12 protein-coding genes are annotated in these 12,983 nt (G+C 74.5%); 2 read left to right on the forward strand and 10 right to left on the reverse strand.

Features of this window, described 5'->3' with window-relative positions:
- Positions 1–34: 34 nt before the first annotated feature.
- The 4 genes from egtD to egtA are packed head-to-tail and all read right to left on the reverse strand — an operon-like array spanning position 35 to position 4,426.
- On the reverse strand, positions 35–997 hold the full coding sequence (gene egtD / locus ACFYR0_RS08060; RefSeq protein ID WP_389323114.1) for an L-histidine N(alpha)-methyltransferase: 963 nt from the start codon (positions 995–997) through the stop codon (positions 35–37).
- A complete protein-coding gene (gene egtC, locus ACFYR0_RS08065; protein WP_389323116.1) occupies positions 994–1,785 on the reverse strand; it encodes an ergothioneine biosynthesis protein EgtC in 792 nt (263 codons plus the stop codon). The genes egtD and egtC overlap by 4 nt, the downstream gene beginning before the upstream one ends.
- Positions 1,785–3,104: an ergothioneine biosynthesis protein EgtB gene (gene egtB / locus ACFYR0_RS08070; protein WP_389323118.1), complete on the reverse strand. Its 1,320-nt coding sequence runs from the start codon at positions 3,102–3,104 to the stop codon at positions 1,785–1,787. The genes egtC and egtB overlap by 1 nt, the downstream gene beginning before the upstream one ends.
- Entirely contained in the window at positions 3,101–4,426 is a 1,326-nt protein-coding gene (gene egtA / locus ACFYR0_RS08075) for an ergothioneine biosynthesis glutamate--cysteine ligase EgtA (RefSeq protein WP_389323120.1), read from the reverse strand. Before egtA ends, egtB begins: the two co-directional genes overlap by 4 nt.
- A 371-nt stretch (positions 4,427–4,797) precedes the next feature.
- On the opposite strand from egtA, the gene ACFYR0_RS08080 reads away from it, so the two are divergent.
- The gene (locus ACFYR0_RS08080; protein WP_389323122.1) at positions 4,798–5,604 is read left to right on the forward strand and encodes a TIGR02452 family protein; all 807 of its coding nucleotides are present in this window, start codon (positions 4,798–4,800) and stop codon (positions 5,602–5,604) included.
- Between the two features lie 38 nt (positions 5,605–5,642).
- Here the strand turns inward: ACFYR0_RS08080 and ACFYR0_RS08085 are convergent, their stop codons facing one another.
- From ACFYR0_RS08085 to ACFYR0_RS08100, 4 genes are all read right to left on the reverse strand, one after another.
- Complete coding sequence (locus tag ACFYR0_RS08085; protein ID WP_389323124.1) at positions 5,643–6,089, reverse strand: type II toxin-antitoxin system PemK/MazF family toxin; 447 nt, start codon at positions 6,087–6,089, stop codon at positions 5,643–5,645.
- A 397-nt stretch (positions 6,090–6,486) separates the two neighbouring features.
- On the reverse strand, positions 6,487–7,866 hold the full coding sequence (locus ACFYR0_RS08090) for a flotillin family protein (RefSeq protein WP_389323126.1): 1,380 nt from the start codon (positions 7,864–7,866) through the stop codon (positions 6,487–6,489).
- A 137-nt stretch (positions 7,867–8,003) separates the two neighbouring features.
- A complete protein-coding gene (locus ACFYR0_RS08095) occupies positions 8,004–8,207 on the reverse strand; it encodes a hypothetical protein (RefSeq protein ID WP_389323762.1) in 204 nt (67 codons plus the stop codon).
- A gap of 41 nt (positions 8,208–8,248) precedes the next feature.
- On the reverse strand, positions 8,249–9,673 hold the full coding sequence (locus ACFYR0_RS08100) for an amidase (RefSeq protein ID WP_389323128.1): 1,425 nt from the start codon (positions 9,671–9,673) through the stop codon (positions 8,249–8,251).
- Positions 9,674–9,849: 176 nt separating this feature from the next.
- Between ACFYR0_RS08100 and ACFYR0_RS08105 the strand changes: the two genes are divergently transcribed.
- Positions 9,850–10,845: an NAD-dependent epimerase/dehydratase family protein gene (locus ACFYR0_RS08105; RefSeq protein ID WP_389323130.1), complete on the forward strand. Its 996-nt coding sequence runs from the start codon at positions 9,850–9,852 to the stop codon at positions 10,843–10,845.
- Between the two features lie 221 nt (positions 10,846–11,066).
- On the opposite strand, the gene ACFYR0_RS08110 is transcribed toward ACFYR0_RS08105, so the two are convergent.
- Positions 11,067–12,176: a sensor histidine kinase gene (locus ACFYR0_RS08110; RefSeq protein WP_389323132.1), complete on the reverse strand. Its 1,110-nt coding sequence runs from the start codon at positions 12,174–12,176 to the stop codon at positions 11,067–11,069.
- Positions 12,177–12,896: a response regulator transcription factor gene (locus tag ACFYR0_RS08115; RefSeq protein ID WP_389323134.1), complete on the reverse strand. Its 720-nt coding sequence runs from the start codon at positions 12,894–12,896 to the stop codon at positions 12,177–12,179.
- Between the last annotated feature and the right edge of the window lie 87 nt (positions 12,897–12,983).

Consider the following 12,983-nt stretch of genomic DNA (forward strand, 5'->3'; position numbering starts at 1 on the left):
CCCGGTACGCGCGCTCACCGCCCGGTACGCGCGCTCACCGCGCCGTGCTCAGCGAGAGCGCGAACCGTCCCTCGGAGTCCGTCCACCAGTGGCTCAGTTCGAGCCCGGCGGCGGCGAGTTCGCCGCGCACGCCCTCCTTGCGGAACTTCGCCGACACCTCCGTGCGCAGCTCCTCGCCGGCCGCGAAGTCGACCGCGAGGTCCAGCGCCGGGATCTTCACGGTCTGCTCGGCACGCGAGCGCAGCCGCATCTCGATCCACTCCCGCTCGGCGTCCCAGAGCGCCACGTGCTCGAACGCGGCCGGGTCGAAGTCGGCTCCCAGCTCCCGGTCGACCACGGTCAGCACGTTCTTGTTGAACGCCGCCGTCACCCCGGCCGCGTCGTCGTACGCCCGGACCAGCACCCCCTCGTCCTTGACCAGGTCCGTGCCGAGCAGCAGAGCGTCCCCGGGGGAGAGCAGCGCCCGTACGGAGGCCAGGAACGCGGCCCGCTCGGCGGGCAGCAGATTGCCGATCGTGCCGCCGAGGAAGGCCAGCAGCCGTGGGCCCGGCGTGTCCGGCAGACTCATCCCCGCCGTGAAGTCGGCGATCAGCCCGTGCACGGCGAGCCCCGGGAACTCCTCCACCAGCGACTCCCCGGCCTGCGCGAGGGCGCTCTCGCTGACGTCGACGGGGACGTAGGTCTCCAGCGAGGTCAGCGCGGCCAGCAGATGCCGGGTCTTGTCGGAGGAGCCCGAGCCCAGCTCGATCAGCGTCCGGGCGGGCAGCGCCGCGGCGATCTCGCCGGACCGGCCGAGCAGGATCTCCCGCTCGGCGCGCGTCGGGTAGTACTCGGGCAGTTCGGTGATCTGCTCGAACAGGTCGCTGCCGTGGGCGTCGTAGAACCACTTCGGCGGCAGCGTCTTGGGCCGCGCGGTCAGACCGTGCAGGACGTCGGCGCGCAGCGCGGCGTCCATGGCGTCCTCGGCCAGCAGGCGGGTGAGAAGGAACGGGCTCACGTACGGGGCTCCTTCGGGGTTGCGGGGGCCGAGGCGTCACTCGGTTCCTTGAGCGGGGAGAGCTGCACGTCCGTGGCGCTCGCCACGAGCAGCGTGCGGTCGGGCACCTCCTGCCAGAGCGGATCGTCGTCGTACGGCTCGGAGGCCACGGCCGTGCCCCGGCCCGGCTCCGCGCGGTACCAGAGCGTGTCGCCCCAGGCCGTCGCCGCGACGGCGGTGCCGTCGGTCAGAAGCAGGTTCAGCCGGGAGCCCGGGGCGGCCGAGGCCACCTCGGGCACGGTGTCGCCCAGCGCCCGGCCGAGGTCGTCCCCGGCCCTGAGCCGGGCCAGGACCAGCGCCCAGACGACCGCCGAGTCGCTGCGCGCCGCGAGCCGCAGCAGATCGACCGGGGGGAGGCCGGTGGCGATCCGGGCCAGGGAGTCCGGCCAGCCCGCCACCGCGCCGTTGTGGCTGAACAGCCAGTGGTCCGCGGCGAACGGGGCCGCCGCGGCCTCCCCGTCCGCGCTCGGCACGGTGGCGTCCCGGACCGCCGCCAGCAGCGCGGTCGTACGCACCACCCGGGCGAGATCGGTGATGCCGCCGTCGGCCCAGATCGGCCCGGAGCGGCGGTAGCGGGCCGGCACCGGATCGCCCTCGGCGTACCAGCCGACCCCGAAACCGTCGGCGTTCACGGTGCCGTGCCGCTGCCGGCGGGGCGCCCAGGACTGCCGGTACAGCGAGTGCGGTGGCTCGAACAGCAGTCGGCCGATCGGCAACTCGGGCCCCATGTAGGCCAGATGACGACACATCAGACGTCCTCCGAGCGGGCCGTGCGGAACCCGGAGAAGATCTGCCGCCGGATCGGATAGTCCCAGTTGCGGAAGGTGCCCCGGCAGGCGACCGGGTCCACGGCGAACGAACCACCGCGCAGCACCTTGTGCTCGGGGCCGAAGAACACCTCCGAGTACTCCTTGTACGGGAACGCGGAGAACCCCGGGTACGGCAGGAAGTCGCTCGCCGTCCACTCCCACACGTCGCCGATCAACTGCCTCACCCCGAGCGGGGACTCACCCGCCGGATAGCTGCCGGCCGGGGCCGGGCGCAGATGGCGCTGGCCGAGGTTGGCGTGCTCGGGCGCGGGGGCGGCGTCGCCCCACGGGTAGCGCCGGGAGCGCCCGGAGGCCGGGTCGAAGCGGGCGGCCTTCTCCCACTCCGTCTCGGTGGGCAGCCGCCGCCCGGCCCAGCGCGCGTACGCGTCGGCCTCGTACCAGCACACGTGCACCACCGGCTCCTCGGGCGGCACCACCTCGGTGACCCCGAACCGGCGGCGCAGCCACTGCCCGCCCTCGCGGCGCCAGAACAGCGGGGCGTGCAGGGAGTTGCGGCGCACATGCGCCCAGCCCTCGGCCGTCCACCAGCGCTCGGACCCGTAGCCGCCGTCCTCGATGAACCGGAGGTAGGCGCCGTTGGTGACCGGCGTGGTGTCGATCCAGAAGGGCGCCGTCTCGCGGACGTGCGCGGGGCGTTCGTTGTCCAGCGACCACGGCTCGGCCGAGGTGCCCATGGTGAACGGGCCCCCGGGCACCAGGACTTCGGGCGGCCCGGTGAACAGCGGCACCGGCTCCGGGTCCGGCGCGGTCAGCGCCTGCGGGCCGCTGCGCAGCTGATGGGTGATCAGCATGGTCTCGTCGTGCTGCTGTTCGTGCTGCGCGATCATCCCGAAGGCGAACCCCGCCTCGGTCAGCCGCGTGCCGTGCAGCGCGGCACCCTCCAGCACGTCCAGCACCCGGCCGCGCACCTCGGCGGCGTACCTGCGGGCCTCGGCCGGGGCCAGCAGCGGCAGCGTGGGCCGCTCCGAACGCGGGTGCTCGAAGGCGTCGTACAGGCTGTCGATCTCGGGCCGTATCGCCTCCTGCCCGGCGACGGCCCGCAGCAGCCACTGCTCCTCCTGGTTGCCGATGTGCGCCAGGTCCCACACCAGCGGCGACATCAGCGGCGAGTGCTGGGCGGTGAGATCCGGGTCCTCCACGCAGCTGGTCAGCAGGGTGGTGCGGGCGCGGGCCGTGGTGAGCGAGACCAGCGCCAGGTCGCGCAGGGCCTCGGCGTCGTGGGCGGGCTCGGTGGTCATGCGGGGATGTCCTTCCCGTGCGGCACGGACCTCTTCCCGGCGACCGGGGGGAGAGCCGTGTCATGGACGCGGTCGAGCAGATCGTCGGCGGGGCAGCGCCCGCGGGCCACGTAGCGCTCGGTGTACGCCGCGACGGTGTCGGTGATCTCCCGGCCCGCCCCGAGCCGGGGCAGCGCCTCCAGCGCGGCGGCGAAGCAGATCTCGGCCACCTCGCGCAGCTCCGGGTCGGTGAGTCCGTCGCGGGCCGCGTCGCGCCAGAGCGGATTGTGCGGCGCGGGCAGCGACCGCGACCGCTCCGCCAGCGGCTTCACCGCCCGGTAGGCCGTCTCCGCGGCCTCCGGGTCGTCGAACAGGGCGGTCGTCACCGCGAGCGGCACGATCCAGCCGTCGTCGCCCGGCTGGGCGTCGATCATGCGCAGTTCCAGATGCCCCCGCGGCCGCACCGGGGGGAACAGCGTGGTGATGTGGTAGTCCAGATCCTCACGGGTGGGCGGCCGTGGCACGCCCGAGCGGGTCCACTCCCGGAAGCTGAGCCCCTCGGGCACCTGCCAGGTCCCGCCGTCCCCGCGCACACACATCACCGGCGCGTCGAGCACATGGCGCGCCCAGGCGCCCCGCGGATCGCCGTCCAGCGCGGGCGCGCCCGCCCGGCCGGGGCCGATCCGGGTCCAGGTCAGCTGCCGGGTGGAGCGCCAGCCGGTGACCCGCCGGCCGGCCAGCGGAGAGTTGGCGAACGCGGCCACCAGCACCGCGCCGAGCTGGTGTGCGAGCCACCAGCGCCGACCGAGTCCGAGCGGACCCGGTTCCTCGTGACCGGCGTCCAGGCACACCTGGACGGAGGCCGAGGTGCACATCATGGCGCGGCCCTCGGGGCCGGTGCGGTCCAGGCAGGTCTCCATCGCGTCGTAGCGCGGGGAGTGCAGATAGCGGCGCGGCGGACGCCAGGGGTCCTGGCCGACACCGAGGAGCGCGAGTCCGTCCTCGCGCAGGGTCGCCCGCACGGCGGAGAGGTCCGCCGAGACCAGGGTCACCGCCTCCGTCAGGGACGGGGCGGGCGGCGAGCTCAGCTCCAGCTGGCCGCCGGGTTCCACGGTGAGCGCCGAGCTCAGCGGGACGGCGCGCAGTGCGGCGTACGCCGCGGAGAGTCGTTCGGGTGCCACCGGCTGCTGTGGCCGGAGCGGCTCGTGGATCAGCCACTCCACCTCCACCCCGACCGTGCGGGGTGGACCCGTCTTGAAGCAGATGCCGTGGACCAGCGCCTCGACCTCTGCCTCCGTGATCGCTGTACGGCCGCCCGTACAGTCGCCTACCGAATCGGACACGTCGGGGTCCTCCTGAGATTCCCGTATGCCGCCGACCCGGTTCCCGAGGGTCCCGGTCGGCATCACCCGTCCCACCCAAGACCCCCGTGACGGATTGCACAAGGGCACCCTTCGCGACTTCCAGGACGCCGAACCTCCGATTCCGCGGTGTCGTGGCCGTCCTCCCGAGGTGAGTCGGGGGCCGGGGCCCGGCACGCCTCCGTCCGTTTCCGGTCCGTTCCCTCCGCGCTCTCGCGATGTCGGCCCGGGTGCCCGGGCGGGGCGCGGGAAAACCCTTTGCCCGCCCCGTACAGCATCGCGCAGGATCTCTCCATGAGCACGACGGGGGAGGGCACGGGACGCGCGTTCACGGCGGCTACGGGGGTGGCGCCGTGAGCGCGCGCCTGCGTGGCATCGCCCGGCAGACAGAAGAGATCGTCGCGGCCGGGAGCTACCGCTCCGCCGCCGGACGGCAGGTTCCGCTGGCCGCGGCGATCGCGGCCGCCCGGGAGGGCACGCGGATGTACGGACCGGCTCCGGTGGCACCCCCACCGGCCGATCCGGTACCCACGAAGACCGAGGTCACCGGCGAGAGCAGCCTCGAGGCGGCCCGCCGCGTCGGCGGCCGGGTGGCCGTCCTGAACTTCGCCTCGGCCCGCAATCCGGGAGGCGGCTTCCTCAACGGCGCCCAGGCCCAGGAAGAGGCCCTGTGCCGCGCCTCGGCGCTGTACACCTGCCTGCGCGAGGCTCCGGAGTTCTACGACCACCACCGCACCCACCGCGACACGTTCTACACGGACCGTGTCATCCACTCACCCGCCGTGCCCGTCTTCCGCGACGACCACGGCGGCCTGCTGGACGAGCCGTTCCTCGCGGGCTTCCTCACGGCCGCCGCGCCGAACGCGGGCGTGGTCCTGCGGACGTCCCCGGAGCGGGCCGCCGAGATCCCGCGCGCGCTGCGCGGCCGGGCCGAACGCGTCCTGGAGGTGGCCGCCGCCGAGGGGTATCGCCGACTGGTGCTGGGCGCCTGGGGCTGCGGGGTCTTCCGGAACGATCCCGCGCAGGTGGCGGGCGCGTTCCACGCGCTGCTGCGGCCCGGCGGCCGCTTCGAGGGGCGTTTCGAGCACGTGGTGTTCGGGGTGCTGGACCGCACGCGGGGAGCGGTGGTCAGAGGCGCCTTCGAGCGCGTGTTCGTATAGGGTGTCGCTTCCGGACGCCCTGCGCGCGCCGGCCGCCCTCAGGTCCAGCCGTAGCGCTCCCGCAGCCGGTGGCGGACCAGGTTGAACCGCATCCGGTCCAGGGCGCAGGCCTCGCGCCGCATGCCCCGCTCGTGCAGCCGCAGCACCCGGTCTACGTCCACCCAGGACTCCCGCCCGGTGCGGTCCCAGGGGCCGCTGCCGATCGGCACCCAGTCGCGCCGGCCGTCGTGCCGCTTGCTGGAGAGCCGCACGGCGAGCAGGGTGCCGGCCGCCTCGCGGGCGACGACCAGTACGGGCCGGTCCTTGCCCCGCCCGTCGTTCTCCTCGTACGGCACCCACGTCCAGACGATCTCCCCGGGGTCGGGGTCGCCGTCGTGCACGGGCGCGTACTCCGTCCGCACTCGGCCCACCTCACGCGGCCGGGCGTCGGTGGTGGCGTACGGGCCGTGGCGGCCGGGGGTGTTCTCTTCGGTGGACGCGGTCACGGGGGCACCCTACGGGCTGCGGACGAGCGGGCGCCGGGCGCACCCCGGTTCGCGCCGAGCGACCGGGAACCGGCTCGCTCCCGGGCGATGGCCTGCGGGCCGGGACGGTTGCGAGGCGCGGCCCGGTGGCCGGACCGGCAACGGCCTCGTGGCGGGGGCAGTCCGTGACGCGCGTGCCCCGGTCAGGCCCGGCAGCGGCTTCGTGGCGGATCCGTGGGACGGCCGACGGGAACGTGGGTCCGTGGGACGGCCGACGGGAACGTGGGTCCGTGGGGCGGCTGACGGGAACGCGGGCCGTGGGAAGGCCGACGGGAACGCGGGTCCGTGGGACGGCCGACGGGAACGCGGTCACGGGGGCGAAGTCGACGCTCCCGTGACCGCGCTGGCCGACCGAGGATCAGGCTCCGTCGGCTCCGACCTTGTTCACGGCCGGCGTCGCGGTCCCGTTCAACGCTGAAGTGCCGTTTTCCGAGGGCGAGTTCTGCGTGTTCATGGACGCGAGGAGCTGCCGGGCCAGACCCAGCCCGGTGCCGCCCATGGTGAGCGCCTTAGCGAACAGGTCGGCCATGCCGTCGGCGCCGTTGAGCAGCACCATGTTGTCGACGTTGCCGAAGGCCGACGCGCCGGCCCGGACGATCTCCGGCCAGTTCTCGGCGAGTTGCTGGGCGACCACGGCCTCCTGGTTCTCGGCGAGGGCCGCCGCCCGTGCCTTGATGCCCTCGGCGTCGGCGAGCCCCTTGGCCCGCAGCGCCTCGGCCTCCGCCAGCCCCCTGGCCTGGGTGGCGGCCGCCTCGGCCTCACCGGTGGCCCGGGTCTCGCGCGCCTTGGCCTCGGCCACCGAGATCCGTGCGTCACGGTCGGCCTCGGCCAGCGTGCGCTTCTCGTAGGCCTTGGCGTCGGCGGGCTTGCGCACGTCCGCCTGGAGCTGCTGTTCGCGCCGCTTGGCCTCCAGTTCGGCGACCCGGGTCTCCTGGACGACGACCTCCTGTCTGGCCCCGGCCTCCGCGAGCGGCCCCGCCTGCCGGGCCTTGGCGGCGGCCTTGTCCTGCTCGGCCTGGTAGCCGGCCTTGAGGATCTCGCTGTCCCGGGTGGCCTCCGCCATCCGCGCGAACGCCTGCTGTTCGGCCTCGGTGGCCAGCCGGTCGGCCTCGGCCTGCGCGATGCGCGCGTCGCGGTGCACGGCGGCGGTGTGCGGGGCGGACAGGTTCTTGATGTAGCCGGTCGGGTCCTCGATCTCGTGGATCTGGAGGGAGTCGACGATCAGTCCCAGCTTCTCCATCTCCGTGCCACAGGCGGCCCGCGCCTGCCCGGTGAGCTTCTCGCGGTCGCGGATCATGTCCTCGACCGTCAACCCGCCGACGATGGCCCGTAGATGACCGGCGAACACCGTGTGCACCCGCTCCGCCATGAGCTTCTGCTGGTCCAGAAAGCGGCGGGCGGCGTTGGCGATCGACACGAAGTCGTCGCCGACCTTGAAGATGACCACGCCCCGCACCTTCAGCGGGATGCCCTGGTGGGTGACGCAGTCCACGTGCAGCTCGGTCTGGTTCAGGTCGAGCGAGAGCTTGCGCACGGCCTGCACGCCGGGCAGCACGAGCGTGCCCCGGCCGGTGACGATACGGAACCCCATGCCCTCCTCCAGGCCCTCCACCTTGTGCTTGGAGCCGGAGATGATCAGGGCCTCGTTGGGTTCCGCGACGCGCCACATCAGTTTGAACAGACCGGTCAGAACGAGCAGGGCGCCTAAGGCCGTCCCCGCGATGACGCCGACAGACATCGGCACACACCCCCTGTTCCGGGTGCCGTGAGGGCACCGAACGTACCGGGAGTGTGAGGCAGGGCACAGCGGGGTGTACATACACCACCGAGGGCCTGTTGCCCTCTTGGTACAGAGCACTTACGGGACGTGGGCCCTCAACCGCCGTACACGGCCGATACGTAGACCGTGCGGGGCGGCAGGTACTCGACGACCGTCACCACCGTGCCGCGCTCGATGCGGTCGGTCCCGGTGGCCGCGTAGGCGAGGAAGTGCTCGGCGCCGCCGCGCACGCGGACGATCACCTCGCCGACCAGGCCGGGCCCGATCGTGCCGGTGACCCGCCCGAGGAGCCCGACCATCGTGGTGTCGTCCATGGTCACAGCGTACGGGCCCGGCCCGCTCACGCGGCCGGTGAATCCGCGCTCAGCTCCCGCGGCGGCCACCGCTCGTGCCAGCGCAGCTCGGCCTCCAACTGCGCGGCGAGGGACACCAGCAGGGGTTCGCTCGCCGCGGGCCCGAGGAGCTGGGCGCCGACCGGCAGCCCCGCCCCGGTGAACCCGGCCGGGACGTTCACCCCGGGCCAGCCCAGCACGTTCCACGGCCAGGCGTAGGGACAGGCGGCGATCATCGCCCGGTCGGTGGCGAAGCCGCCGAGGCTCGCCAGCGCGCCGATCAGCGGCGGGGGAGCGGCCGTCGTCGGCGCGAGGATCACGTCGTACGAGGTGAGGAAGCCGCCGAGCCGGCGGTGCAGCGTGGCTTCCGCCCGGCGGGCCGCGCGCAGCGGGGCCCCGGACAGCAGCCGGCCGAGCCGGGCCGCCTCGCGCGTGCGCGGGTCCAGCAGCGCGGGGGAGGGCACGTCGCCCGCCCACTCGGCGAGCCCGGCCGTGGCGCGCGGCACGAAGGTCAGCCCGATCTGCCCGTAGGGCGGGTCCGCCTCCTCGACGTGGTGTCCCAACGCGGCCAGTTTCTCGGCGAGTTCGACCGTCCGGGCGCGGATCTCCGGGTGCAGCCGGGTGGGCAGCGCGGTGAACGGCGGTTTGAGCGCGAGGGCGACGCGCAGCCGTCCGGGGTCGCGGCCGGCCGCCGCCGAGATGTCCAGGGGCGCGGGCCGGTGCGGGTCGAGGGCGTGGTTGCCGCTGGCGGCGTCGAGCAGCAGGGCGGCGTCGGCGACCGTGCGGGCGAGCGGGCCGTTGACGGTGATGCCCTGGAAGGACTCGCCGCGCGGCCAGGTCGAGATCCGTCCGCGCTGCGGCTTGATGCCGACCAGGTTGGTCCAGGAGGCGGGGATGCGCACCGAGCCCGCGCCGTCCGAGCCGAGCGCGGCGGGCACCAGGCCCGCGGCGACCGCGGCCGCCGACCCGCCGGACGAACCGCCGGGCGTGTGACCGTGGTTCCACGGGTTGCGGGTCGCGCCGAAGGCGGGTCCCTCGGTGAACGGCCACTGTCCCAGTTCGCAGGTGTTGGTCTTGCCGACGACCACGGCTCCGGCCGCCCGCAGCCGCCGCACCGCCTCACCGTCCTCGGCTGCCGCCGGGAACTCGCCCGGGCAGCCGAACGCGGTCGGCTCCCCGGCCACGTCCATGTCGTCCTTCACCGCCACCGGCACCCCGAGCAGCGGCCCCCGCGCCCCCTCGGCGAGCGCCCTGTCCGCCGCGTCGGCCTCGGCGAGAGCCGCCTCGGCGCGCACGATCCGGAAGGCGTTGAGCGACCCCTGGGTCGCCTCGATCCGCGCCAGGGACCGCTCCACGAGCGCCCGCGCGGTCACCTCCCCGGCGGCCAGCGCGCGGGCGGTCTCCACCAGTCCGGCGGAACGGTCGAGCGTCATACGGGACACCTCCGGGAGCACAACTGTCCTACCGAACGGTAACGTCAGAAGCGGGCCCGCGGAACGCCCTTGGCCGAGAAGCCGGCCACCGGGTCCGCCGGGCCGGGTCTTACGGACCCATGACGTCCCCGGCAGGGCACGCCCTCGCGAGGCCCGGTCCGGCCTAGCGTGACGGCATGCGTGTACTGGTCACCGGCGGTGCCGGGTTCATCGGGTCGCATGTCGTCGAGGCGCTGCGGCGCCGCGGGCACGAGACGGTCGTCCTCGACGTCCGCCGGCACAGCGGCGACGACGTGCGCGCGCCGGACGCGGTCGCCGGGGTGCTGGCCGGCGTGGACGCCGTGTGCCACCAGGCCGCGAAGGTCGGCCTCGGTGACGGGGTGTCCGACGCCGCCGCGTACGTGTCGGCCAACGACCTCGGCACGGCCGTGCTGGTCGAGACCATGGCGGAGGCCGGGGTACGCCGGCTGGTGCTGGCCGGGTCGATGGTCGTCTACGGGGAGGGACGCTACACGTGCCCCCGGCACGGCGCCGTGCGGCCGGGTCCGCGGGCCGTCGCCGACCTGGACGCGGGCCGGTTCGAGCCGGCCTGCCCCCGGTGCCGCGCACCGCTGTCGCCCGGGCTGGTCGGCGAGGACGCCCCGGCCGACCCCCGGAACGTGTACGCCACGACGAAACTCGCCCAGGAACACCTCGCCGCCGCCTGGGCCCGCTGCACGGGCGGATCGGCGGTCTCCCTGCGCTACCACAACGTGTACGGGCCCCGGATGCCCAGGGACACGCCCTACGCGGGAGTCGCCTCGTTCTTCCGTTCCGCGCTCGCCCGCGGCGAGGCACCCCGGGTGTTCGAGGACGGGCGGCAACGGCGGGACTTCGTCCATGTCCGGGACGTGGCGGCGGCCAACGTCCTCGCGCTGGAGGCCGACTTCGCACCCGGCCTGCTGACCCCGTACAACACGGGCAGCGGTGACCCGCGAACCGTCGGTGAGATGGCCGGCGCCCTCGCCGCCGCGCACGGCGGGCCCGAGCCCCGGGTCACGGGCGAGTACCGGCTGGGCGACGTACGGCACATCACCGCCGACTCCGCCCGGCTCCGCCGCGACCTCGGCTGGCGGCCCGGGGTCGGATTCGCCGAGGGCATGCGGGAGTTCGCGGCGGACGAGCGGGCTTAGGGCTCTTCTGACGGATCTCCGCGGCGTCGCGACGCCCGGCACGCCCTTGAGGGCGTGGGAGGTACCCCCAGCCGCGCGGCGCGGAGGGACAGGTGGCGCCGCCACATGACCCTCCACACCACACGCCGAGCGCACGCACCGGACGCCGCTCCCACTCCCACGGCGATCCGTCAGAAGGGCCCTGACCCCACCGCGACCCCGCACGGGGCCTCGTCCCCGCCCTACGGCACCGTCGGCAGCGTCACCTCGAAGCGGCAGCCGCCCGGGATGTTGCGGACGGTGGCCCGGCCCCGGTGGGCCTCCACGATGCCCCGGACGATGGCGAGGCCGAGCCCCGCGCCCGCCGGGGGCGTACGGGCGTCGGTGCCGCGCCAGCCGGTGTCGAACACGCGCGGCAGTTCCTCCTCCGGGATGCCTCCGCAGCCGTCGGACACCGAGAGCACCACGCCGTCCGGGGAACGCTCGGCGGCCACGGCGACCGTGCCGTCGGCCGGGGTTCGCCGGATCGCGTTGACCAGCAGGTTCCCCAGTACCCGGCTCATCTCCCTGCCGTCCACCTCGACGGGCAGCGGCTCGACGCCGTCGCCCACCAGCCGCACTCCGTGCTCCCGGGCCAGCGGGTCCGCCCCCGCCAGCGCGTCGCCGACCAGGTCGTACAGGGACATCCGGGTGGGTGTGAGGGCCAGCGCGCCCGCCTGGATGCGGGAGAGCTCGAAGAGGTCGCCGACCATGTCGTTGAGGCGGTCGACCTCGGTGCGCATCTGCCGCAGATAGCGGTCCGGTTCGGCCGCGACCCCGTCCTCCAGCGCCTCGGACATGGCCCGCAGCCCGGCCAGCGGGGTGCGCAGATCGTGCGAGATCCAGGCGACCAGCTCGCGCCGCGAGGTCTCCAGTGCCCGCTCCCGCTCGCGGGATTCGGCGAGCCTGACGCTGGTGGCGGCCAACTCGCGGCTGACCGCCTCGAGTTCCGCCGTCGTCGGTCCGTCCGGCGCGGCGAAGGCGCCGCCGTCGCCGAACGAGCGGGCCGCGACGGCGAGGGCCCGGCTGCGGGCCACGACCCAGCGGCCCAGCAGCAGCGCGGTCGCCAGCGACACGACCGCCGCCATGGCGACGACCGTGGTGACGACGGTCAGGTCGTGCGGCGACAGGAACATCGCCCAGGCCACCGCCAGGGTCCCCGAGAGCATCGCCACCACTCCGACGGCCGCGACCACGGCCAGCGACGCGGTCAGCGAACGCCGCCGGATCAGGAACAGCGCCCCCGCCCCGGCCAGACCGGTCGCGGCGGCGCCCGCGAAGGCGTACAGCGCGATCAACAGCGTGTCGGACACTCAGTCCGCCTCCCCGCCGGGCTCGAAGCGGTACCCCACACCCCACACGGTCCGGATCAGCAGCGGCCGGGCGGGATCGTCCTCGATCTTGCCGCGCAGTCTGCGGATGTGGACGGTGACGGTGGACAGGTCGCCGAACTCCCAGCCCCACACCTCCCGCATCAGGTCCTCCCGGCCGAACGCCCTCCCGGGGTTGCGCAGGAAGAACAGCAGCAGGTCGAACTCCCGCAGGGTGAGCGCGAGTTCGGCCCCGTCCTTGGTGGCGCGGCGGGCGCCCGGATCGACCGTCAGGCCCGCCGCGGACATCCGCCCGCCCACCGGTGCGGGGCGGCTGCGGCGCAGCACGGACTCCACCCGCAGCACCAGTTCGCGCGGGCTGAAGGGCTTGGTGACGTAGTCGTCCGCCCCCACCTCCAGCCCCAGGACGCGGTCGTCCTCGTCGCCGCGCGCGGTGAGCATGATGACCGGCACCGGACCGGATCCGCGCAGCCGCCTGCACACCTCCAGTCCGTCCATGCCGGGCAGCATCAGGTCCAGCACCACCAGATCCGGCCAGTGCGCGGCAGCCCGCCCGAGGGCCGCCGGCCCGTCGTCGGCACGGTCGACGACATACCCGGCGCGGTCCAGATAACCGGCCACCACCTCGGAGACGGTCGGATCGTCGTCCACGACCAGGACGCGGGCCGGCGCCGGGTCTCGTGAAGGATTGTGCTGCTCCATGCCCCCAGCCTGGCATCTCACCCGCGGGACCGGGCGGGGGCGGAGGCGACGTCCGCGTTTCGTAAGGACCGGAAGTCCGAAATGCCC

The sequence above is a fragment of the Streptomyces sp. NPDC005017 genome, from assembly GCF_042873115.1.
In the GTDB taxonomy this organism is placed as follows: Bacteria; Actinomycetota; Actinomycetes; order Streptomycetales; family Streptomycetaceae; genus Streptomyces.